The following is a 22,128-nucleotide window of genomic DNA, read 5'->3' on the forward strand; positions in this document are numbered from 1 at the left end:
ATGTGATCAAGGATTTTATTCTTCAAAAAAAAGCCATCTCAAAGCCGTAGGGAATTCTTTGCTCCATTGTTTCTCCTCATGCTCTCCCTCGGGATCGACCGAACTTTTGATTTTTACACGCTTATAACCAAAACCCTGGTTTTCAAGCGTCTTATGCAATTTTTCAAAGTTGGGTAACATATTAGCGCCTTCCTTGCCACCGGCGTACAAGTAGATCCGTGTTTCAAACGGCTCGAAAAAGTGAATAGCGTCAAAATAAACCTTCTGCGAAATCCATAGCGACGGCGAGAAGATCATCAGGCGTCCGAAAACGTGTGGGAACATCAGCGCCGCATAAATGCTGAGCAATCCGCCCACCGAACTTCCACCCATGCCCGTGTTCAAACGCTCGGGCTTGGTGCGGTAATGGGCATCTACGTGCGGTTTAAGCGTTTCAGCAACGAAACGCAGGAATAGCGAGCCAAGTCCTTTCCCCAGGCGCGGGTTGTCGTAAGGAGAAAATTCATTGATGCGTTCTTCATCCCCATGATCAATCGCCACGATAATTACGCCTGCTTTATTTTCCCTGGCCAGTTCAGCCAGGCTTTTATCGATTTCCCAGTTGCCGTAAGGCGAGCCTTCACCAAAAAGGTTCTGCGCATCCGTCATATACAGGACCGGATAACGCTGCTCCTGGTTTTCATAGTAATCGTGGGGAAGCAAAACGTGAACACGCCGCTTTTTTTTGAGCTGAGGAATTTCAAATGTCTCTGAAAGCACCTCAATAATAGGTGATAGTGCTGTTTTTTCTTCTAAAACTTGCATTTGCTGATAGTCACTTTGGGTTATGTCCCAAAGGTACTTATTAAAATTTTTGTTTAATGTAATTTACAAATTCAAATTTCCATTTATGCCGCTCATCTGCCTCACGCACAATCCGCTCCGTCTCTTTCCACGCGCCCGGATCGGTGAGTTCAAAGTAGGTGTCACCATCGATTATTGTTTTGACTTCAGTCACATATAACCGGTCTGCAAGCGGCAGCGCCTGCTTATAAATTTCTCCCCCGCCAATCACGAATGCTTCGGATTCTTCCGGACTCCTGGCAACGTCCAGCGCCTCATCCAGCGAATGCGCAACCATAATGCCTTCCGCATTAAAATCCTTCTGGCTCGTGATCACAACAGAAGTCCGCCCAGGCAAAGGTTTCCCAATGGATTCAAATGTCTTCCGTCCCATGATCATCGGATGCCCCAGCGTGAGCTGCTTAAACCGTTTCAAATCATCCGGCAACCGCCAGAGAAGTTGATTGTCCTTTCCAATAACGCCGTTTTCAGAGACGGCTACGATGATTGAAATCTGCATTATGTCCTTTTTTTAAATTTGGCTACAACCTATTCCCCCGCAAAAAATCTCCGATCTCCATCCGCTTCTTCCCTTCCAGTTGCAAAACTTCGATGGATAGCCAGCCGTCTCCAGTCTTGAAATGGAGGAAGGATTTGCCATCTGTGCGGAACTGGCCCGGGGTGTCGTTGGCTTCAAAGTCGACGATGCTGGATTTGAAGATTTTGCACGACAGTCCGTTAAGGGTGGTCCAGGCGGCGGGGTAGGGCGACAGGCCGCGAATGAAGTTGTGAATTTCCTGTGCGGGTTTTTGCCAGTCGATTTCGCAGGTTTCCCGGAAAATTTTGGGGGCGGTGCGGATTTCGGCGGGCTCTTCCTGCGGTTCCTGCGGATAATTGCCTGCTTCGATGGCTTTCACAGTCTTTACAACCAGTCTCGCGCCTTTTTCCATCAATCGTTCATATAAAGAGCCCGCGTCATCTTCCCGGTGGATGGGTTCCTTGTCCTGGAAAATAATCTTTCCGGTGTCAATGTCTTTTTCAATAAAGAATGTCGTGACGCCGGTTTCGGTTTCCCCGTTGATGACGGCCCAGTTGATGGGTGCTGCGCCGCGATATTGCGGGAGGAGTGAGCTGTGTAAATTGAATGTTCCTTTCGGTGGCATGCTCCAAACGACTTCGGGCAGCATGCGGAATGCGACCACGACCTGCAAGTCTGCTTTATAGGATCTGAGCTCTTCCAGAAACTCAGGATTTTTCAATTTTTCGGGTTGTAAAACGGGGATGCCCTGTGCTTCTGCGTATAGCTTAACAGGCGATGCGGTTTGCTTCTGTCCGCGGCCTGCGGGCTTGTCGGGAACAGTTATGACAGCCACAACATTAGAATTGCTTTCGACCAGACTTTTTAAACTCGGGACCGCAAATTCGGGCGTTCCCATGAAAATTATTCTTAACGGGGTTGACATAGTTTGTTACCGCTTTTGGATAAAAAATGGTGATACCATTTACAAATATTGTTATTTTTGTCGTTCTTAACAGAAAATTATGATACAGACGAAATCATATACGAACCGAAAAGATAAGGTTTTCTAGCCTTCTACTACGAGTGTTGTAACTCTTGTAGAGCGGTCTTAGAGCCGTTCTTTTTTTTTATTCAAACTTTCAAAAATTTAAAGGATTGTAAACCAATTTAAGGTCATGGCTAAAATTTCATACTATACGGAAGAAGGATTAAATAAGCTGAGGAATGAGCTGAATGATATGAAAACAAAAGGCCGCACGGAGATTGCAAAACAGATTGCAGAAGCGCGGGATAAGGGCGATTTGAGCGAGAATGCAGAATATGACGCGGCGAAGGATGCGCAGGGAATGCATGAAATGAAAATTGCCAAGCTTGAAGAGATCATGTCCAATGCGCGGGTGATCGATGAATCATCGATTGATACTTCGCAGGTTGCGGTGCTTTCCAAAGTGAAGATCAAAAACCGGAAAAATGGAATGGAAGTGACATATACTTTGGTTTCGGAAGAAGAGGCGGACCTGAAAACAGGCAAGATCTCCGTGGGATCGCCGATCGGGAAAGGTTTGCTGGGTAAAAAGGTAGGGGATACAACCGAAATTAAGGTTCCTGCGGGATTGATGGAATTTGAAGTCCTGGATATCAGCAGGTTCAGCGAGTAATTTCATAAGACATAAATAGGATGTTGGATTGGAGAATGTTTGACCATTCGCAATCCAACATTTTTGTTTTAAATTGGTTTGGATCAGGGTCGCCGCTATGAAGTTCAAAGGGTTTTTATTGAATGTTTCTTTCCTTTGGGTGGAGGGTATGGCGTTGTTTCCATTCATTTTGGTTAAAAAAAAACCATGCAGCCGCTTCCTGATCAACCACGAGCAAATCCATTTGCGGCAACAGCTTGAATTGGGTTTGATTCTCTTTTATATTTGGTATTTTGCCGAATATTTAGTCCGCCTGATCCAGTACAAAAAACATTATCTCGCCTATCTCCACATTTCGTTCGAGCGGGAGGCATATCAGCATCAGGCCGATCTGGATTATCTTAAAAAAAGACGGTTATGGGCTTTCTGGGTCTATTTGAAACAACATTAAGCGCTGATTAAGGCGTTGTTTAACAGCATTTTTAGTAAGTAATTTTGATAAATATGTCTGACCAAAGCAGAGAATTTCTTTATAAATACCTGAACAATGCATCGCCGACCGGCTTTGAGGCAAGCGGTCAGCAGATATGGCTGGATTACATCAAGCCTTACATTGAAGACACCATTGTGGACGTCTATGGAACGGCTGTGGGCGTCATTGGCGGAGGCCAGGATTACAAAGTGGTGATCGAAGCACATTCCGATGAGATTTCGTGGTTTGTAAACTACATTACAGATGACGGTTACATTCACGTGCGCCGCAACGGCGGCTCTGATGCGATCATCGCGCCTTCGATGCGGGTGAATTTGCATACGGCCAAAGGCGTTGTGAAGGGTGTTTTCGGCTGGCCTGCTATCCACGTTCGTGACGTTGCAAAGGATTCTGTTCCTAAGGTGCATGAATTGTTCATAGACGTGGGCGCCTCCAAAAAGGATGAAGTTTTCGAAATGGGCATTCATGTGGGAACGGTTGCCACGTTTGCAGACGGGCTGGATGAATTGAATGACAAATATTACCTGGGACGCGCACTGGACAACAGAATGGGCGGTTTCATGATAGCCGAAGTGGCGCGGATGCTGCATGAGAGTAATGTTCGATTGCCGTTTACATTATATGTGGTGAATGCCGTGCAGGAAGAGATCGGATTACGAGGAGCGGAAATGATCGCGCGTCGTTTAAAGCCCAATCTGGCCATCGTTACAGATGTAACGCACGACACGCAGTCGCCTATGTACAACAAGAAGGAGCAGGGTGATCTGAAAAGCGGCGGCGGACCGGTAATATGCTACGGACCAGCTGTGCAGAACAATGTGCGCGATATGCTGATCCGCATTGCCGACGAGAAAAAGATCCCGTTCCAGCGCCAGGCAGTAAGCCGTTCGACAGGAACCGACACGGATTCATTTGCCTACTCAACCGAAGGCATCGCCTCCGCATTGATATCACTCCCTTTAAAATACATGCACACCACCGTGGAAATGGTTCACAAAGAGGACGTTCAGAATGTAATTCAATTAATGTATGATGTCTTGCTGTCTTTGAAAGGAGACGAGGACTTTCGTTATATAAAATAATTTTGAATGATTGAATGAGTGAATGAAAAAAATATTCAGTCATTCACTCATTCAAAATTAAAAAGCACACCCACTTAACTAAGACTTCATCAACAAATCATGAACATCAACCAAAAATGAACAACAGGGCTAGGGGCCGTGGGGCTGCTATTAACACCCACAACAAATTTTTTAAGCATGAAATAGAATACACATCGGAGGATTGGCAGCAGTGGGAAGAACCGGCGGTGAATCCGAAAACGCAGTTTATCGAAGAGCATTCCAAAACATTGCTCAGCGTTACGGATAGCCCGGATCTGGGTCATTTTCATTCGATTAATCCTTACCGGGGCTGCGAACACGGGTGTATTTATTGCTATGCACGCAACTCCCACGAATATTGGGGTTATTCTGCCGGGCTGGATTTCGAAACAAAGATCATTGTCAAGAAAAACGCCCCTCAGTTGCTTGAAAAGCTTTTCAATTCAAAAAATTGGGAGCCTAAGGTCATTCATTTCTCAGGAAACACGGATTGTTACCAGCCTGGCGAGAAAAAATATCGCTTAACCCGACAAATGCTGGAAATCTGCCTTAGATATCGCAATCCGGTGAGTGTTTTGACCAAAAATGCTTTGGTACTCAGGGATTTGGACGTGCTGGAAAAGCTGGCAAAACTCAACTTGGTGCACGGCGCAATTTCCATCACATCATTAAATGAAGATCTGCGCAGTGCTTTAGAACCGAGGACTGTGACCGGAAAACGCAGGTTACAGGTTGTGAAGGCCCTGCATGAAGCGGGTGTGCCGATGGGCGTAATGACGGCGCCGATCATTCCGGGATTAAATGATCACGAAATTCCTGCAATTGTGCAGGCGGCAGCTGAAAACGGCGCATTATGGGCCAATTATACGATTGTGAGGCTAAATGGTGCCATTTCTACTTTGTTTGAAGAATGGATCCATCACCACTTTCCTGACCGCGCGGCGAAAGTTTTGAACCAGATCTCGGAATGTCACGGAGGCAATTTGAATGACTCTCAATTTGGTCGCAGAATGGTTGGCGAAGGTAACTTTGCAGAAAATATCAGGCAGCTTCACGCGCATGCCTGTCGTAAATATTTCAAGGACAGCGTGCTGCCAGGCCTCGATACGACGCAATTTATGCGGGCCGGACAAATGCGCTTATTTTAAATTAATCCTGAATCCAATGAAATCAATTTCCACCTTACTATGCCTCACACTATGCATCTGCTTGTTTAGCAACTGCGTTAACTCTTCTTCACAAAAGACGCCTGCCATAACAGAAGGTGATTCTTTAAATGTTGGTAAAAACCCGGTTGCAACTGCCAAGTCACCGGTTACAGGAGCGGATCAGGTTTCGGAATATCTGGATTATCTGAAAGGGAAAAAGATCGGGATATTGGTCAACCAGACTTCCATCATTGGGAAAACGCCGATTGTGGACAGCCTGGTGGCATTGGGTGTCAATGTGGTGATGATATTCGGACCGGAACATGGTTTCCGGGGAACGGCCAGCAATGGCGACAAAGTGAGCGACAGCGTGGATCCGAAAACGGGCATTCCTGCGATTTCGCTCTATGGCAAGCAAAAGAAGCCTACTAAGGAACAAATGGCCGGCATAGACCTGATGATCTTTGACATTCAGGACGTTGGGGCTCGTTTTTATACGTATATCAACACATTAGGACATGTGATGGAGGCGTGCGCCGAGACAAACAAGGAAATGCTCATCCTGGACCGCCCTAATCCGAATGGTTTCCTGGTGGACGGTCCGATCCTGGAGGATCATTTGCGTTCGGGCATCGGGATGTATAAAATTCCCGTTTCGCATGGCTTGACTATTGCCGAATTTGCGCAGATGATCAATGGCGAAGGCTGGCTGCCGAACAAAATGCAATGCAAATTGAAGATCATTAAAGTGGCCAACTATGACCACCAAACGCCATATACATTGCCGGTCATGCCGTCGCCAAACTTGAATACCCAGCAGTCTGTAATGCTTTACCCGCATATCTGCATGTTTGAAGGCACCATTATCAGTCAGGGACGCGGGACTTACATGCCCTTTACCGTTTTAGGCGCACCGTTACTGAAAGGAAAATACGATTTCGTTTTTACGCCGAAAAGCATCAAAGGAATGAGCGAATCGCCATTGCATATGGATCAGGAGTGCTATGGGCTTGATCTGCGGAAATACGACATTGCTAAACTCGAAAAATCAGGAAAACTGAATCTCGCATGGATGATGGATATGTACAAAGCCTATCCCGACAAAGCCAGGTTTTTTGACATGAGCCAAAGCAAGCAAATGGGCAACTTCGACAAATTGGCTGGCACCGAAAATTTAAAAAAGCAGATTATTGCTGGTGTTTCTGAGGAAGAGATTCGTAAAAGCTGGGAGCCCGGCCTGGGAAATTACAAGGATATGCGCAAAAAATATCTGATCTATCCCTGACTTTGGTAATGTTTTTTATAAAATTTAAATGCCTGAAAAGCAGCCAGTACTAGCATTATGGCCGGGAAAAAGTGGTAAGCCAGCTGGGAACTGAACCCCGAGGCTTTTTGAAAAAGCTGTTGGAAAAACAACACAAAAACCAGGATGCCGCTGAATGTTCCGACCGATGTGCCGGTTACGTAAGCATACTTTCGTTTGCCCTTTACATTGATCAGCGCTGCGTTGATCAGATAAACATTCCAGCCTGTCCAGAAAGGAACCTGAACAAAATTGATCGCATTAAGAAAAAGCCCAAGCACGAGCGGGGGATAGGCAACCAGGAAATGTTTTGAAATGTTGTCGCCCGTGGAAGCATTCGCTGGCTCAGTGTAAAAGGATAATGCAATCAGCACAATGAATATGATGGAAAGCAATTCCGCCGCTTTGACGATTTTTTCATGATTAAGCAGCCATTGCGCGCCTTTAAGCGTTAGCAGGATGAGGAAAAATTCAATGGTCACCACGCCCAGCAAAAAGGAGATCAGCGCAGGTAAGCCTTGTGTATCAAACACTTTAAGTGCGACAATGTTGATATAGCCCATTGGTAATGAGCCGACTAAGCTGACCAGGAATCCAACGCCCAGATTTTTCAGACTTCTCATTTATTTCAAAAGTTCTTTAATTTCCGCACGTGCAGGCTGTTTTGCCTGAACATTTCCAGACCTTCCTGAAATGTCAGAAAAGGAAATCCTTTTTTGTAGTTCTGCATGCTGATCCTGAAAAGCATTCCGAAATGTCTGCTAATTTCCTTCCAGGCTACGAAAATGGATTGTCCGGGGTCGTAAATGTGCGTGGGTTCGCTGCCTGCGCCATTGAGCTCAATGATGGAAATGTTTTGTCCTTTTTCAAGCTCATCCCATGTGTTATATTTGATATCCAGCCTCCCATAATAGAAATGCGGTACCTGCGTGCAGATCTTGTTGATGGTTTCCGTAAGCAGGTCCGTTGCCAGGTGCGTTGCATTGATAAACCTGGAACCCCGCGCATGGTTTCCATAAGGGACCAGATTAACCAGTTCACCGCGTGCCGGAATGTCGAGCAGTTTTTCGCCATACATTCTGGAAAGTGCACCCAATTGTAAATGGTAACGCGGATTGCTTTCGACGAGATTTCTCAAACTCGATTTTCCGTCACCGGTCACGATGAGATATTCTTTGGCAACTATTCCGGTAATTTTTCCCTGGCTTTGATCCGGCTCGCGGACGTAGAAAATCCCCACTTCACTGGGCAAGTCAACAAACTCCTGGATCAGAAAGTTAAAGTTAGCCTTCTTGAAATACGTTGCAAGATCTGCGTCACTTTCCAGCTTTTGCACAGCCATTCCGCGCATTCCGATATCCGGTTTAGCGATGAGCGGATAATGTAAACCGGCCCGGACACATTCTTCTACAACCGTTTCAAAAATATCACCAAGCCTTACCAGAATGGTTTTTGGATAGTACTGCGCGGGAAGGATATCATAAATTTCCTTTTTCGATTCCATTAGAAATCCACCATTTTTGATGGTTGGATTTGATGCATTGAAGAAAAAGAAAGACCGCGCCCGGAAGGAGTAATAAAACCAGACGAAGTGCATCGGCATGTAAACGATGCCGAATGGCCAGTATTCCCAATGCGTTACTTTATGAAGCAGGAGTGCTAATTTTTTCAAAAAAGAACGGTTAAATACTTACAAATGGGTTGGAAATGACGCTTCTTCCAGCAGATCGTAATGAAAGAGCTTTGCTTTATTTTGTTCAATGACTGTTTGCGTAATGCTGAAAGTTTTCATGATATCGTTCCTATTCATGATCAATCCGTTTTCTTCATTTCCATTGCCCGCGTACATATGAAAATACTTCATATCCTCGGCATCAATGTCCTCCTTATCGGCTAGGAAACCGGCCAGCCATTCTTTCCTTTCTTCCTGTATTACTTTTGAATAAAGTGTTGAGGATGACCAGATATGGTTTTCAGTCGCATCGAGTACAAGGGTCTCTTTTTGTATGAAATCCCAGCGAAGCTGATACAGTTTTCCCTCTTGCACCAAGATGATGGTAAATGGCTCTATACCCGTCAGATTATAAGCATGCCAGGTTTCGATCGGCGAAGATCCGGCAATGATATCAAGCAAAACCAGCCCCCGGCTTTTTACGTAATTGCCTTTTGAAATGTGCCGCTTTGCTGCGCCATTGAGCAAAACGCCCACATTGGCAGCCTCGTCCGTGGCAAACCAGGTCCCGCCTGCTTGCGGATCTTTTGGGAAAGTGAGCCGCTTAACGCGCACCATATAGGACTGCGGCGATAGGGAAGCAGGACGGTTCACATGTTCGTCGCGGTTGGACGTAATGATTGCCCTGCCATTTGCCCAAATGTATGTTACTGTGCACATTGCTTTTTGAATTCAATGGTGGAAGGTGCTACACCAAAATTTTCGTGGACCTGCAAATCGCGCATGCCAACGGTAGCGACTTTAATTAATGCCTGGTGATGAATGCAATGTTCGAGGTTGTAAAGCAGCTCCCGATGGTAATTGGATTGAAGTGTAATGTGCTCACCCGCGATCCGTTGCGCCAGCATAAGCTGCTTATTCGGCTTATTGATCGACTTCCTGACCTTTTCTACACATTCCCTGGCGTAATCCGGCAAAGTTTCGGTGAGCGGGTTCCGGCAACGGCTGTCGTAATTGATCGTGCCGTCGTCATATTGGTTGATAAGGCATTCAAACAGCTCAATAATGTGCCTGGTATGCTGCCCGATCGTAGAACCGCTGAGTTGGGGGCACGGATAATTGTACTGATCGGCTGAAACTTGGCTGAGAAAATGATCGATTTCGTCCAAAGTGTGTCGTACTGCCTGAATGAGCATATTGAAAAGCGGAGTTAAAAATTAGGAATAGGACCTTTAAAAAATCCTTCTAAAATATTATTCCACGCATTAAAATAAGATTAAAACAAAACATCCCAGGGAATGTATTCCCGGGGATGTCTAATTATTCTCAACGATATTAAAATAAAAAAAACTAATGGTAATGATTTAGTTTAGGTTATATCGGCGCATAATGGTCGATGTTATGCAGAAAAATGTCAGTTTATAACATTTACGTTTTTGTAAATCAATTGGATGCCTGAACTTCAAATTTTTTTATTAAAGGTTGAAGTTCAGGCTGCTGGTAACTACTAATAGTTATAATAGAAGAGGGTTCTTACGTGGTGTAATAATAATTCGTAGTGAGCTTGCCGACAAATAATTGGGGTGAAGCAGTCATTTTCCGGGGTGAAGGTCGGAAATCATGAGAACGTCTTCACACGGCTCAGCAGCTCGGTCCTGTTATCGTTTGTGATCGGGATCTCGATGTCATTGATCATTACATGAATGTAATTGATGGATGTAATGGCATTGAGGTTGATAATAAACGACTTATGAACCCGGAAGAAGTAATTTGCAGGCAATTGCTGCAGCATGTTTTTCAATGTTTCCCGGATCGTATATTTCTTTTTCTTGGTGTGCAATTCGAGATAATTGTCGTCGCTGCGGATATATAGGATGTCTGCAAGCAGGATTTTGGTAAACATATGCTTCTCCTTGATGAAAAGCGCATCCTTAATGACCGTAGAATCTTGCTTCTCTTCCTGGTTGGACTCACCAGCCAAAGCCGCAAGGCGATAGTTTTTCAAAGCAAGCTTTACCGCCGTGTAAACAGTGATTTTCTGACAGGGCTTTTGAAGAAATGCGTGCGGGGAAGCCTGCAAAGCGGCGTTTACAATCGCAATGTCTTCATGACTTGAAAGGAACAGAAACGGGATTTTGAAATTTTCCCGGATGTAATGCGCAAGATCGATCCCGGTTTGGTAACCATTGATACTGATATCGAGAACCGCAAGATAAAAAACTTTGGTATTCAGCAGCTCGACGGCCGAATTGTAGTCTGTTGCAACGTCATTCGCCTCATAACCGAAGCCATTAAGAAGATATTGAAGATGTTTTGCAATAACCAGATCGTCCTCAACAATTAAAATGTTCATTCTTGATTGTAAAATGGAGACCCGCGCTTTAAAATCAGGGATTTAGCGCAAGGGCAATGTTAATGTTTTTATGAGTTTTAAATTTGAGATAACCGTTGAGTAAGAATTCAAGTTTAATATACGAATTAGTTAAGCGTTGCGACCATTTTTGTGAAACTATTTAGTAACCGGTAGATGCTAAACGAAGATTTTTATTTTCAATGGTCGGTTCCCACTATGCCTTTTTCGACCACCTTATGTCTGCCGGTTGCCATGTACAGAATGGTCACCAATATCAACCCGGCGAAAAACCATAAGCTCAGCAGAACATTGTAATAAATGATCGCGATAAGGCACACAACGGATAAAACAAGTGCGATCAGTGGAAAATAGGGGTAAGCCGGCACTGTGAAAGGGCGTTCAAGTCCGGGTTCTTTGCGGCGAAGTGCAAAAAGTGCGGCCATGCTGATAATGTACATAACAACGGCTCCCAATGCGGCCAGAATAATCACCTGATCTGTGGTTCCTAGTTTCAGCGCCACGCACCCGGCGAGTCCGCCCGTGATCAAAGCCCAATGTGGGGTCTGGAACCGGGCGTTGACATTTCCTAAAAACGATGGCAATAAGCCCGCCCTGGCCAATGCAAAGATTTGCCGTGAGTAACCGATGATTGTCCCGTGAAAAGAGGCGATCAGCCCGAATAGTCCCAGACTGGCAAAAAGCTGTGTAAGCGCACTGTCGCGTCCCAGCACGATGCCGAGCGCAGCGGGAAGCGGATAGTCGATCTCGCTGAGCAGTCGCCAGTGTGCGACGCCGCCGGTGAAAATCATTACTGAAAGCGCCAGTACAACCAATGTAAGTATCCCATAAATGTAGCCGCGTGAAATGGTCCGTTTGGGATCCTCCACTTCTTCGGCCACCATGGCCACGCCTTCAATGGCAAGATAAAACCAGATCGCAAACGGCAACGCAGCAAAAACGCCCGGCCAACCGAATGGCATCGGCTCGGTAATAAAGGTTTCGTAAGAGAAATGGGGCGCTACGATGCCAATGTATATCAGCAGCTCGCCCACAGCGAGCAATGTTACCACGAGAGAGAACATGGCCGACTCTTTAATTCCAAGTAAATTAATCAGAATAAAAACTACATAACACCCAAAAGCAACGTCCAGCACTTCGAGTGACGGATAAAGGAAATGCGTGTAACTTCCCAGCGCGAACGCAATAGCAGGCGGCGTTACGAGGAATTCCACGAGGGTTGCGTAACCTGCGACGAGGCCGCCCAGCCAGCCAAAAGCCCTTTGTGAATATGAAAAAGGCCCACCAGCTTGCGGGATTGAAGTGGTCAGTTCGGTAAAACTGAAAATGAATGTGACATACATCAGCGTCACAATCAGGGTTGCGATCAGAAAACCCACTGTGCCTGAAACGCCCCAGCCATAGTTCCAGCCAAAATATTCACCCGAAATAACCAGCCCGACGGCGATGGCCCAAAGATGTATTGGTTTTAAAACTTTTTTAAGCGCAGCGTTTTGATCGGATGACATGCAGGAAAGGTTGCTAGGTTAGAAAACAATACAATATAACCTATAACTCCCCGAACGCCATTCATCACTATTGAATATTGTAAAATTGCTGGAATTTTATTTCGAAATGTCAGCGCGGTGCAGTTCTGAGGTAATCTCCCATTTCCCTCACTTTATCGGTATTAAGGTAATCTACACCCAAAGTCATCATGATTTTCCATGAATTAATGTTGTCGGGTGTTGCCCACAGCCGCATTTTTTTGCCAAGATCGTGCGTTTGCTTAATCACTTTCTGAATCGCTTTCTTGTCTTTTTCCGGTAATGGGCCTTCCCCATTCCATTTTGAATATTTCGCAAATCCCTGACTGATCAGGCCAATGCGCTTGAGCTGCTCCGGCGTGTAGGTGATTTCGGGACGGCCATCAAAAAATATAAAATCGGGATATTTATCAAAGTTGGCGGGATCGGGCGTGTTGCCGCTTACCACGATTGTGAGGTTGCCGTCAGGCGCTAAAATGTGCTTATGCGGTTCCAGTTCTTTGACTAGTGCAGCCAACGTTTCCGTAGCGCCGGTTTTCAGATCAATCAGAAATTGAAGGGGAACGTCTTTTTGCGGATAAATGCTGCCGCCATTCTTTTCAATTTTAGTCAATATAGGCTGAATGTAAAGCGTGTTTAATGTTCTTTTCGGATGAATGTCTTTGAAATTATGCGCCACGAAGAGTGTATCATTCACCAAAAACAAGTCCGCTTCAATAGAGCCGAACTGCTGATCGATCGCGTCATAAAATGCGCCTCTCCGCTCGTAGTCATTGTGGGAATGCGCTTGCGCCGTGGTGTAAGCTTTAATGTCCTGAGCGTACAACATCCTGGTACAAAGCAGAATGAGTACAAGTAGCGTAACGAGTTTTTTCATGGAATGTGGTGGGGTTGCCAGTCGGAAAATTAGGTAATTTATAGTCACAAACACATTGTTTTGGCGTTTGATTTCATGCCGGCGAATTTTCTACTGGAAACCTGCATTTTATTGAACAAAATTTCAACCGTTGGCAAGATGCGTTGAGAATATCATTATTTTAGCCGACTTATTAACACAACAAGACATTGCCAATCAGCGCTTGCATGAAACAAAATTCTTCTCTCTTTCGTAAAAAAACAGTTAGCCAAATACTCAGGGACGCCGACTCAGCTGAAAACGGCGGACTAGCCAAGATCCTCGGCGTAAGGGACCTGGTTTCCCTGGGCATCGCGGCGATTGTTGGGGCTGGGATTTTTAGTACGATAGGCGTTGCGAGTTATAATGGCGGGCCCGCTGTCTCACTGCTATTTGTATTTACGGCTATTGCGTGTGTTTTCACGGCATTGTCCTATGCGCAGTTTGCCAGCACAGTGCCGGTCTCCGGTAGTGCGTACACGTATGCCTATGTTGCCTTCGGGGAATTGTTTGCGTGGATCATAGGCTGGTCATTGATTCTCGAATATGCGGTTTCGAATATGGTCGTCGCTATTTCCTGGTCAGAATATTTTACGGGAATGCTCAAAGGTTTCGGGATAGTGCTGCCGGGGTGGCTTACAGTCAACTATGAAACGGCTTCCGATGCATTTGCAAAATTACACAGCGCTGCAGCAGCGGAAATGAGCACCTATGAGCGATTTGCGGCTGCCGCTTACGAAACATCTCCCGTCATTGGCGACATGCACATTATGCTCAACCTGCCCGCCGGGCTTGTTACATTGCTCATTACCGCGCTGGTTTACATAGGGATCCGCGAATCCAGGACTGCCAGCAACATTATGGTGGTTTTGAAGATCGGGGTTGTTCTGCTGGTAATTTTAGCCGGGGCATTTTATGTAAAACCTGAAAACTGGTCACCATTTGCACCCAATGGCATCAAAGGCGTTATGGGCGGAGTTGCCTCTGTTTTCTTCGCATTCATTGGTTTTGATTCTATATCAACAACCGCTGAGGAATGCAAAAATCCACAACGTGATATGCCCAAAGCAATGATTTACTGTCTCATTATCTGTACGGTCTTATATGTGCTCATCACGCTGGTGCTTACCGGGATGGTCAATTATACAGAACTGAAAGTGAGCGATCCGCTGGCATTTGTTTTCGAGAAAAATGGCCTTGATTTCATGGCCGGTGTTATTTCCGTGAGCTCCGTTATTGCCATTACGAGCGCTTTGCTAGTTTATCAGCTTGGCCAGCCGCGTATCTGGATGACGATGAGCCGCGACGGTTTGCTTTGGAAAAAATTCTCGAAAATTCACCCGAAGTACCAGACGCCATCCTTTGCAACCATTGTTACGGGCTTTGTGGTCGGCATTCCTGCATTGTTTTTTAAGATGGATTTCTTCGTAGACCTGACCAGCGTCGGGACGTTTTTTGCATTCATTCTTGTTTGCGGTGGCGTTCTTTATTTGGACCATACGGGAATTTCAGCGCAATCCAAATTCCGCGTTCCTTATCTAAATGGCAAATATTTGATCGGCTTATTGCTAATCCTGGCTATTGCGGGAATTACTATTTACGGGCAGAGTGTGATTGATGAATGGAAAGCAATGTCGGCCATGGAAATCGTCGAGCATAAGCTGTTAACGATTATTTTCTGGATCACGTGGTGCATTCTGGCTGTAATGGGGTACAAGTATAACTTCTCGGTTTTACCAGTTGCAGGCATTCTGACAAACCTTTATCTGATGACAGAGCTGGGATCTTCCAACTGGCTGATCTTCGTGATCTGGCTGGCGATCGGGCTTGTGATCTATTTCAGCTACGGTTACAGGAAGAGCAAACTGGCCTAGATAATCAAGGTAAAAACGGTTCCTTTTCCTACTTCCGAGGAAACATTCAGCTGACCATTGTGCTGTTGTAAGATCTGTCGCGAGAGGCTGAGGCCGATTCCGGAACCGGTTTTTTTGGTGGTGTAAAAGGGGATAAAAATATTCTCAATTGCCTCGGGTTCAATGCCGTCACCATTGTCTTCAACATCAATAATGGTCACGCTGTCAGACTGATATGCGCTTAATGTGATCAATCTGTTTGTTTGGGTTGAGAATGCTTCGGAAGCGTTTTTCACCAGGTTGATCAGCACTTGCTGGACCTGGCTGGCGTCGGCCTTTACGGTAAGCGTTTCGGGTTTGACAGAAATTTTCCATAAAACCCCTGAGCCGGTAAGGTCCGTTTGTAATAATTGGATTACTTCCTGAAACAACTCGGAGACGCTGAGATTGGCAAACACCGGTTTTGGTAATGTTGTAAAATCGCGGTAAGCATTCACAAATTGCATCATCCCTTTGCTGCGTTTTTCAAGTGTATGCAATGCTTCTTTCAAGTCATTGACTGCCTCCTGATCGCTGGTCGATTTCTCAATGTCCTCATTTACAATCAGTCGCATCGTGCCTACGAGCGACACGATCGGTGTCATCGAGTTCATGATCTCGTGCCTTAAAACGCGGGTCAGGTTTTGCCATGATTCTACTTCCTGCTGTTGAAGTTCCGTTTGGATATTTTGTAAAACCACGATCCTGACCCACATTCCCCGGAGCTGGATCGCAGCACCCTGCAATGCAAGTGGCTGGTCCGAAGGCGTCCGGTAAAGCTCGCGTACGCCGCTATCGAGTGTAGAAAGTAGTTCGTACAGTCTTGGATGCTTGTCTTTTAGCTCGCTCAGCTGATGCAGCCGGTAAATTCCCAGCATACGCAAAGCAGCGTTATTGATGAGGTTAACCTGTCCGTTGCTGTCGAATGTGATCAGACCGGTGCCGATATGCTGCACAATCGTATTCAGATATTGCAGGTTAGCCTCTTTTTCTGCCCGTGCCTGCCGGAACGCATGAAGCACTTCATTGAACTGCTGGTTGAGTTCCTTGAACGTCCGGCCCATCTTATTGTCGGAACGGAAATTGATCGTAAAATCAGAATAGCGGACCGATTCGAGGAAGTAGGTCAGCTTGCGGTTGACATTGGTAACATATTGATACAATAATGATCCCTGGACAAAGATGAAAATGGTCCCAAGCACATATACGAGCACCTCGTTCGTGTGCTTGGACGCAAGCCAGGCAACCGCAATGACGCTCAGGATAATGACCACTATCCGGATCATGATCACAATGCTGAAATGTCTTAGTCCGATCATTAAGGAATGAGATAGAAGATTTGGTTTTAATTTTCAATCGCGCTTTGCGGCACGCCGGACATTTCGCTCAATATATATTTTTCAAGTGAATTGATCTTATAATGTGCCATATCAAACTTAGCATCGTCAAAAACTTCCATCGCTGGCACCGAAATCGTGATCATTCCTGCCGCATGGGCCGATCGAAGACCTGCATGCGAATCTTCAAACGCAATGCATTCGTCAGGGCGTAATCCCAATTTGGCAGCTGTTGTCAGATAAACGGCAGGATGGGGTTTGGTGAATTCTTCGAGCTCACCAGAATGCCAGGTGTCAAAGTAATCAATAATTTCGAGCCTTTTCAGCACGCCTTCAATCAGGTCCATATGCGAAGCCGAAGCCACCGCCAGTTTAAGACCCTGCGCTTTCAGGTTTTTAACCAATTCAATTGCGCCCGGCATGGCCACCGCGCGAGCCAGGATATTTTCATGGGCATATTCCAGGATCTCCCGTTCCAATTCCTCGAAAGAAGGCGTATTCCAGGGCTGGATTTTGTGACAATATTCAAGAAAAAGTTTGATAGAAAGACCGGTCGTCTGATTTTTCAGCGCATCGGAAATTGTGAAATTTACTCTTTGCATTACCTTGCGGGCAGCGTCTGTCCAGATTGGCTCGGAATCTATCAGCAATCCGTCCATGTCAAATATGGCAGCTTTAATCATTATTAAGTGGGTCTGTTTTTTTTAAACTATTCAAAACTACTACTTTCACCGATAAGTATTTACAAATCGCGGACCATTCATGAACCGATATCCAACCATACTTACCATTGCGGGATCAGACAGCGGCGGCGGCGCAGGAATTCAGGCAGACTTGAAGACGATCGGGTCACTGGGAGGGAACGGTTTATCCGCAATAACTGCGCTCACAGCCCAGAATACGGTAGAAGTGAGGTCTGTACTTGCGGTTCCGGCTGATTTTTTGAAAGAGCAGTTGCTGGCCGTTCTGGAAGATATTCAGGTGGATGCGATTAAGATCGGCATGATCGGGACGGTTGAGAATGCATGGGTGATCGCCGATATTATTGCGCAGTTTATGCCGGGATTCGTGGTCGTGGATCCGGTTCTGGCATCATCCAGCGGGACCAGGCTCGCCACCGCTGAGATGATCAATATATTTTGGGAAAAGTTATTTCCGCTTGCAGATTTGGTTACGCCTAACATTGATGAGGCAAAGTTGCTGTTGGGCCGGGAAATCCATTCCTTGGAATCCATGCAGGAAGCCGCTTCGGAAATGATTGCCAAAGGTTGCCGGGCCGTCTTACTTAAAGGCGGGCATCTGGTTTCTGAGCAATTATTTGACGTTTTGGCCCAGAAAAGCCAGGAAGTGTTGGTCTTCGAATCCGCGTTCATTCCCAGTCCTAATCTCCACGGGACCGGTTGTACATTATCCTCCGCCATCGCCACATTCAAAGCCCGCGACAACTCCCTGCCCGAAGCCATCATTTTCGCAAAAGAATACATCTCCTCGGCCATCCAAGCCGGAAAAGAAGCCAAAACCGGAAAAGGCAACGGACCATTAAACCATTTCTTCGATCCCGTGCCAATGCGGGGGATATTGTAAATGTACTTTAATCCCAGCAAATACATAACATTAAGCTACCAATGTCGTATCGCTCTGCGATTAGAGCCTTCAAAATAAAATTTTCCAAAAAAATTTAGGGTAAGACATAGCTAGGTTGTCTGGAAAGAAAACTATTAGCTATGAAAAAATATATTCTTTCGCTGATCGCGATGGCGGTCTTTTCGCTGGCTTATGCCCAGCAACCTGCACAACTTGTGAAGGGCCGTGTCATTGATGCTGAGTCGCTGCAGCCCGTGATCGGTGCTAATGTGATCATTACTACGCTTAACCCGATCATGGGCGGCGCGACGGATGCAGAAGGCGGATTTCGAATCGAGCATGTGCCGGTTGGACGACATTCCATTAAGATCACAAGCATTGGCTATGACGACGCTTTTCTGCAGGAAATCGCTGTCGGTTCGGGCAAGGAAGTAGAGCTGACGATCAAATTGGCGGAATCTTTTAAATCGTTGGATGAAGTGGTGGTGAAGGCGCAGAAGGAGAACGGTGCTCCGCTGAATGATATGGTTAGTGTAAGCGGGCGGTCTTTTACGGTGGATCAAACCAAAAGGTTCGCAGCTTCGGTGAATGATCCGGCACGGATGGCACTGTCCTTTGCGGGCGTCGCAACCAACGATGATGGTGGTAACCAGATCATTATACGCGGTAACAGTCCAAAAGGAATGTTGTGGAGAATGGAAGGCGTTGAAATTCCTAATCCTAACCATTTTGGTGAAGAAGGTTCCAGCGGCGGCGGGATAAGTGCATTAAGCGCCAACGTTTTAGGGAATTCTGATTTTCTGACCGGCGCTTTTCCGGCGGAATATGGCAATGCTACTTCCGGAGTTTTTGATTTAAAATTAAGAAACGGAAACAATGAAAAGCGGGAGTATGCGCTGCAAGCCGGCGTTTTGGGCCTCGATTTTGCCGCGGAAGGACCGATCGGTGCAAAAGGCGGCGCTTCTTACCTGGCCAATTATCGCTATTCCACCTTATCTGTTCTCGATAAACTGGGATTGAACATTCAGGGCGATGCGTCCACGGATTTCCAGGATGGCGCTTTCAAAATCCACGTTCCTTCGGATGATCGGTCGGTGGTGACAGTTTGGGGAATGGGCGGGATCAGCACTTCCAAGGAGCGTACGCCCCAGGAAAATGAAGTCTTTACGTCAAACAGGGGCATATTGGGCATCAATTATTTGCGCTATATCAGCAACAAGGCTTACGTGGAAAGCATCATTTCATACGCTGGTACCAAGGTTACGGACGACTCCGATGACCTTGGAAAGCAAATCTCATATCACCAGAGCTTCGTTAACCAGACCCTCAGAATTTCTTCCCTTCTCAACTACAAATTGAATGCAAGAAACACATTCCGGGGCGGGTTCATCATCAATCATCTGGATTTCAACCTTTTCGATCGCAATAATGAAAATGGTCCTGTTCGTGTTTTTCTGGATCAAAAGGGCAGTACTCAGCTTTATCAGGCATATGGTCAGCTTAAATCGCGTATATCGCCGACAGTTACGATCAATGCGGGTGTTCACGGCATGTTATTGGGACTTAATAACCAGTTTTCTCTCGAACCGCGGTTAGGGATGAAATGGGCCGTAGCATCCAGATCGACCGTTAGTTTCGGGGCCGGGCTGCATAGCAAAACAGAATCGATTTCAACTTATTTCGCACAGGTGAATGCAGAAAGTGGAAAGACGGCCGCTGCCAATAAGGATCTTAAACTGATGAAATCGGCGCATTTTGTGGCTGGCTACGAGTTCCGCCCAACCAGCAGCTGGCGTATCCTTACCGAAACCTATTATCAGCATCATTACCATGTGCCGATCGGTTCACCGAACGCAACCAAACCATATCTTTTGCATAATTCACAAATCAATGAGATCAGCGGTTTTACCAATGATTCCCTAACAAGTGACGGAACCGGACGCAGTTATGGCGTGGAATTGACTGTTGAAAAATCACTGACGGGCGGCATTTACCTGATGAGTACAACATCATTATATCAGGCCAAATACACCGGTCGGGACGGCATTGAGCGCGACAGCAGGTTTAATGGTCAGTTTGTTCAGAATGTTCTGGCGGGAAAAGAGTGGAAAGTGGGAAAAAACAAAACCAATATATTCGCAGCGAACATTAAGCTGCTCGCCTCGGGCGGAAACCGCGTAACGCCTGTTGACCTTGAAAAATCCAAACAAACAGGAAAGACAGAGCGCGACTGGACAAAGGCATATTCGGAGCAGCTGCCCCACTATTTCCGCTCGGATGTTCGGGTGAGTTATACAAAGAACAAAAGACGCACGGCATCGACCATCTCGCTGGATATCCAGAATGTGACCAATCGTTTGAATGCATATGAACAAACTTACGACGCTACCAAAAAGGAAATCAGAAACACAACGCAGACCGGACTGATCCCGGTGCTGAACTATCGCCTGGAATTCTAAGTAGGGCCAGTCGGTTCATCCGGCTAATCTGTTTCTTCGTCGTGGGAATGCTGAACTCCGTCTGTATTCGCTTTTCGTAGGGATAGCGGTGATGTAATTTGGTTGTATCAATTTGAAAAGCAATTGATTGAAGCAAAACCTTACATTCTAAACCGATACAAATATGGAAACGCCGCGTAACGAATTTATCTGGAGAAAAGCGAAGAAGAGAGCCTCGTTCAAAGTTCATCTGATCACTTATATGGTTGTGAATGGGGGCTTATGGCTTTTGTGGGCCGTAACCGCTTTTCCGCACTTTGGCAATGATCATCATATGCCATGGCCGATATTTCCAATGCTGGGATGGGGCATAGGGCTTGCCTCTCATTATATCACCGCATACGGCAATCTCGGCGAAAAGGAAATGGCAGAGCGGGAATATGAAAAATTAATGCGCAGCTAAACAGCCGTTGGAATAGTTGTTTTACAATCCCTGATAAATAAGATCAGAGATTCAAACAACAACAACTATGGAAAAGGACCTTCAAAATAAGGAAGCGATAGAAAAATTGAAATCAATGGCCGAGGACATCCGGTTCTGCATGTATACGACATACGCCAACGAGAAAATCGAATCGAGGCCTATGACTACGCAGCAGATTGATGAAAACGGTAATGTTTGGTTTTTTACTAATAGGAATACAGACATCGGCGATGGATCGAACCAGGGCGAACCGGTTACATTGATCTATTCCGAACCAAAAAATAACACCTATATCAGCGTTTCCGGAAAGGCTGAGATTGTGGAGGATGAAGCGAAAAAAGAGGAGTTGTGGAATCCGATGGCAAAAGCCTGGTTTCCGGAAGGAAAGGAAGATCCAAACCTGGTGCTTTTAAAAGTGACAACGGGAGAAGCTGCTTACTGGGATGCAACTTCATCCAAAATGGTGGTTTTCTTTTCTATGATAAAAGCAGTGCTTACAGGCACAACGCCGGATGGCGGCGATCATGGAAAGTTGAATTTGGCATAAGGGGCTGATTCCGGCTCCTAAATTCTTAACAGGATTTTTCGAGACACTATTTCAAAATCTGTGTAAAGTTTAAATCGGGGTTTGTAACTCCGATTTTTTACTTTTAACAAAACACATTTTATGAGACCAGAAGATTTGTTGACTGATGATTTTTTAAAGCAGTTCAAGAGCCGCGATACGCTCAATGACTTTCTTGGCCAGTTGCAGAAGCGGGGCATTGAGAAGATGCTGGAAGGCGAGCTGGATGGGCACTTGGGGTATGACAAGCATGAACAGTCGCTCAATAATAACTCCCGCAATGGCTATGGAAAAAAGAGGGTTAAAACCAGCTATGGCGAGTCAGAAATAAGAATGCC

The 22,128-nt window shown here is 45.9% G+C and carries 23 protein-coding genes; 11 read left to right on the forward strand and 12 right to left on the reverse strand.

Translation table 11 applies throughout. The features are described from left to right. Window positions 1–15: 15 nt before the first annotated feature. From G395_RS29480 to fmt, 3 genes are read right to left on the reverse strand one after another with little or no spacing between them, the layout of a single operon-like run. On the reverse strand, window positions 16–804 hold the full coding sequence (locus G395_RS29480; RefSeq protein WP_084439634.1) for an alpha/beta hydrolase: 789 nt from the start codon (window positions 802–804) through the stop codon (window positions 16–18). 40 nt (window positions 805–844) lie between these two features. After that, complete coding sequence (locus G395_RS0114950) at window positions 845–1,342, reverse strand: dihydrofolate reductase (RefSeq protein WP_026630788.1); 498 nt, start codon at window positions 1,340–1,342, stop codon at window positions 845–847. 22 nt (window positions 1,343–1,364) lie between these two features. Continuing rightward, window positions 1,365–2,285: a methionyl-tRNA formyltransferase gene (fmt, locus tag G395_RS0114955; RefSeq protein WP_026630789.1), complete on the reverse strand. Its 921-nt coding sequence runs from the start codon at window positions 2,283–2,285 to the stop codon at window positions 1,365–1,367. A 232-nt stretch (window positions 2,286–2,517) separates the two neighbouring features. On the opposite strand from fmt, the gene greA reads away from it, so the two are divergent. From greA to G395_RS0114980, 5 genes are all read left to right on the forward strand, one after another. Then, entirely contained in the window at window positions 2,518–3,000 is a 483-nt protein-coding gene (gene greA, locus G395_RS0114960; protein WP_026630790.1) for a transcription elongation factor GreA, read from the forward strand. A 118-nt stretch (window positions 3,001–3,118) separates the two neighbouring features. Continuing rightward, window positions 3,119–3,430 carry a hypothetical protein gene (locus tag G395_RS0114965; RefSeq protein WP_310588886.1) on the forward strand — a complete coding sequence of 104 codons (312 nt, stop codon included), beginning with the start codon at window positions 3,119–3,121 and terminating at the stop codon, window positions 3,428–3,430. Between the two features lie 53 nt (window positions 3,431–3,483). Continuing rightward, window positions 3,484–4,554 carry a M20/M25/M40 family metallo-hydrolase gene (locus G395_RS0114970; RefSeq protein WP_026630792.1) on the forward strand — a complete coding sequence of 357 codons (1,071 nt, stop codon included), beginning with the start codon at window positions 3,484–3,486 and terminating at the stop codon, window positions 4,552–4,554. A 116-nt stretch (window positions 4,555–4,670) separates the two neighbouring features. Further along, window positions 4,671–5,723 (forward strand): PA0069 family radical SAM protein, encoded by a 1,053-nt coding sequence (locus tag G395_RS0114975; protein ID WP_026630793.1) that lies wholly within the window; start codon window positions 4,671–4,673, stop codon window positions 5,721–5,723. A 16-nt stretch (window positions 5,724–5,739) separates the two neighbouring features. Then, a complete protein-coding gene (locus G395_RS0114980) occupies window positions 5,740–7,008 on the forward strand; it encodes an exo-beta-N-acetylmuramidase NamZ family protein (RefSeq protein ID WP_026630794.1) in 1,269 nt (422 codons plus the stop codon). On the opposite strand, the gene G395_RS0114985 is transcribed toward G395_RS0114980, so the two are convergent. The 7 genes from G395_RS0114985 to G395_RS0115015 form a co-directional block, all read right to left on the reverse strand. Continuing rightward, window positions 6,999–7,649, reverse strand: coding sequence for a hypothetical protein (locus tag G395_RS0114985; RefSeq protein WP_026630795.1), 651 nt, complete (start codon window positions 7,647–7,649; stop codon window positions 6,999–7,001). The two genes, G395_RS0114980 and G395_RS0114985, sit on opposite strands and share 10 nt — an antisense overlap. 5 nt (window positions 7,650–7,654) lie before the next feature. After that, complete coding sequence (locus G395_RS0114990; protein WP_026630796.1) at window positions 7,655–8,698, reverse strand: ATP-grasp domain-containing protein; 1,044 nt, start codon at window positions 8,696–8,698, stop codon at window positions 7,655–7,657. An 18-nt stretch (window positions 8,699–8,716) separates the two neighbouring features. Continuing rightward, a complete protein-coding gene (locus G395_RS0114995) occupies window positions 8,717–9,418 on the reverse strand; it encodes an NRDE family protein (RefSeq protein WP_026630797.1) in 702 nt (233 codons plus the stop codon). Further along, the gene (locus tag G395_RS0115000) at window positions 9,406–9,894 is read right to left on the reverse strand and encodes a DinB family protein (RefSeq protein WP_026630798.1); all 489 of its coding nucleotides are present in this window, start codon (window positions 9,892–9,894) and stop codon (window positions 9,406–9,408) included. Before G395_RS0115000 ends, G395_RS0114995 begins: the two co-directional genes overlap by 13 nt. Window positions 9,895–10,316: 422 nt before the next feature. Next, window positions 10,317–11,051 (reverse strand): LytR/AlgR family response regulator transcription factor, encoded by a 735-nt coding sequence (locus tag G395_RS0115005; RefSeq protein ID WP_026630799.1) that lies wholly within the window; start codon window positions 11,049–11,051, stop codon window positions 10,317–10,319. Window positions 11,052–11,248: 197 nt separating this feature from the next. After that, a complete protein-coding gene (eat, locus tag G395_RS0115010; protein WP_026630800.1) occupies window positions 11,249–12,577 on the reverse strand; it encodes an ethanolamine permease in 1,329 nt (442 codons plus the stop codon). A gap of 109 nt (window positions 12,578–12,686) precedes the next feature. Continuing rightward, window positions 12,687–13,472 carry a phosphatidylinositol-specific phospholipase C/glycerophosphodiester phosphodiesterase family protein gene (locus G395_RS0115015; RefSeq protein ID WP_026630801.1) on the reverse strand — a complete coding sequence of 262 codons (786 nt, stop codon included), beginning with the start codon at window positions 13,470–13,472 and terminating at the stop codon, window positions 12,687–12,689. Between the two features lie 206 nt (window positions 13,473–13,678). On the opposite strand from G395_RS0115015, the gene G395_RS0115020 reads away from it, so the two are divergent. Further along, window positions 13,679–15,364 (forward strand): amino acid permease, encoded by a 1,686-nt coding sequence (locus G395_RS0115020; protein ID WP_026630802.1) that lies wholly within the window; start codon window positions 13,679–13,681, stop codon window positions 15,362–15,364. On the opposite strand, the gene G395_RS0115025 is transcribed toward G395_RS0115020, so the two are convergent. Then, window positions 15,361–16,701, reverse strand: a complete 1,341-nt coding sequence (locus G395_RS0115025) for a sensor histidine kinase (RefSeq protein ID WP_035361375.1) — start codon at window positions 16,699–16,701, stop codon at window positions 15,361–15,363. The two genes, G395_RS0115020 and G395_RS0115025, sit on opposite strands and share 4 nt — an antisense overlap. Window positions 16,702–16,727: 26 nt before the next feature. Beyond that, window positions 16,728–17,402 carry a hexitol phosphatase HxpB gene (gene hxpB, locus G395_RS0115030; RefSeq protein WP_026630804.1) on the reverse strand — a complete coding sequence of 225 codons (675 nt, stop codon included), beginning with the start codon at window positions 17,400–17,402 and terminating at the stop codon, window positions 16,728–16,730. A gap of 79 nt (window positions 17,403–17,481) precedes the next feature. Between hxpB and thiD the strand changes: the two genes are divergently transcribed. The 5 genes from thiD to G395_RS0115055 form a co-directional block, all read left to right on the forward strand. Beyond that, complete coding sequence (thiD, locus tag G395_RS0115035; protein ID WP_026630805.1) at window positions 17,482–18,303, forward strand: bifunctional hydroxymethylpyrimidine kinase/phosphomethylpyrimidine kinase; 822 nt, start codon at window positions 17,482–17,484, stop codon at window positions 18,301–18,303. 140 nt (window positions 18,304–18,443) lie between these two features. Then, the gene (locus G395_RS0115040; protein ID WP_026630806.1) at window positions 18,444–20,762 is read left to right on the forward strand and encodes a TonB-dependent receptor; all 2,319 of its coding nucleotides are present in this window, start codon (window positions 18,444–18,446) and stop codon (window positions 20,760–20,762) included. Between the two features lie 163 nt (window positions 20,763–20,925). Further along, window positions 20,926–21,204, forward strand: a complete 279-nt coding sequence (locus tag G395_RS0115045) for a 2TM domain-containing protein (protein ID WP_026630807.1) — start codon at window positions 20,926–20,928, stop codon at window positions 21,202–21,204. 67 nt (window positions 21,205–21,271) lie between these two features. Further along, window positions 21,272–21,772, forward strand: a complete 501-nt coding sequence (locus G395_RS0115050; protein WP_026630808.1) for a pyridoxamine 5'-phosphate oxidase family protein — start codon at window positions 21,272–21,274, stop codon at window positions 21,770–21,772. 120 nt (window positions 21,773–21,892) lie between these two features. After that, window positions 21,893–22,128: transposase (locus tag G395_RS0115055; RefSeq protein ID WP_026630809.1), on the forward strand; the 236-nt coding region annotated here is incomplete at its 3' end.

Source organism: Dyadobacter alkalitolerans DSM 23607 (assembly GCF_000428845.1).
In the GTDB taxonomy this organism is placed as follows: domain Bacteria; phylum Bacteroidota; class Bacteroidia; order Cytophagales; family Spirosomataceae; genus Dyadobacter; species Dyadobacter alkalitolerans.

Coding starts and splice junctions, on each gene's coding strand:
- G395_RS29480 (WP_084439634.1), bottom strand. CDS start 804: ATGCAAGTTTTAGAAGAAAAAACAGCACTATCACCTATTATTGAGGTG.
- G395_RS0114950 (WP_026630788.1), bottom strand. CDS start 1,342: ATGCAGATTTCAATCATCGTAGCCGTCTCTGAAAACGGCGTTATTGGA.
- fmt (WP_026630789.1), bottom strand. CDS start 2,285: ATGTCAACCCCGTTAAGAATAATTTTCATGGGAACGCCCGAATTTGCG.
- greA (WP_026630790.1), top strand. CDS start 2,518: ATGGCTAAAATTTCATACTATACGGAAGAAGGATTAAATAAGCTGAGG.
- G395_RS0114970 (WP_026630792.1), top strand. CDS start 3,484: ATGTCTGACCAAAGCAGAGAATTTCTTTATAAATACCTGAACAATGCA.
- G395_RS0114975 (WP_026630793.1), top strand. CDS start 4,671: ATGAACAACAGGGCTAGGGGCCGTGGGGCTGCTATTAACACCCACAAC.
- G395_RS0114980 (WP_026630794.1), top strand. CDS start 5,740: ATGAAATCAATTTCCACCTTACTATGCCTCACACTATGCATCTGCTTG.
- G395_RS0114985 (WP_026630795.1), bottom strand. CDS start 7,649: ATGAGAAGTCTGAAAAATCTGGGCGTTGGATTCCTGGTCAGCTTAGTC.
- G395_RS0114995 (WP_026630797.1), bottom strand. CDS start 9,418: ATGTGCACAGTAACATACATTTGGGCAAATGGCAGGGCAATCATTACG.
- G395_RS0115000 (WP_026630798.1), bottom strand. CDS start 9,894: ATGCTCATTCAGGCAGTACGACACACTTTGGACGAAATCGATCATTTT.
- G395_RS0115005 (WP_026630799.1), bottom strand. CDS start 11,051: ATGAACATTTTAATTGTTGAGGACGATCTGGTTATTGCAAAACATCTT.
- eat (WP_026630800.1), bottom strand. CDS start 12,577: ATGTCATCCGATCAAAACGCTGCGCTTAAAAAAGTTTTAAAACCAATA.
- G395_RS0115015 (WP_026630801.1), bottom strand. CDS start 13,472: ATGAAAAAACTCGTTACGCTACTTGTACTCATTCTGCTTTGTACCAGG.
- G395_RS0115020 (WP_026630802.1), top strand. CDS start 13,679: ATGAAACAAAATTCTTCTCTCTTTCGTAAAAAAACAGTTAGCCAAATA.
- G395_RS0115025 (WP_035361375.1), bottom strand. CDS start 16,701: ATGATCGGACTAAGACATTTCAGCATTGTGATCATGATCCGGATAGTG.
- hxpB (WP_026630804.1), bottom strand. CDS start 17,402: ATGATTAAAGCTGCCATATTTGACATGGACGGATTGCTGATAGATTCC.
- thiD (WP_026630805.1), top strand. CDS start 17,482: ATGAACCGATATCCAACCATACTTACCATTGCGGGATCAGACAGCGGC.
- G395_RS0115040 (WP_026630806.1), top strand. CDS start 18,444: ATGAAAAAATATATTCTTTCGCTGATCGCGATGGCGGTCTTTTCGCTG.
- G395_RS0115045 (WP_026630807.1), top strand. CDS start 20,926: ATGGAAACGCCGCGTAACGAATTTATCTGGAGAAAAGCGAAGAAGAGA.
- G395_RS0115050 (WP_026630808.1), top strand. CDS start 21,272: ATGGAAAAGGACCTTCAAAATAAGGAAGCGATAGAAAAATTGAAATCA.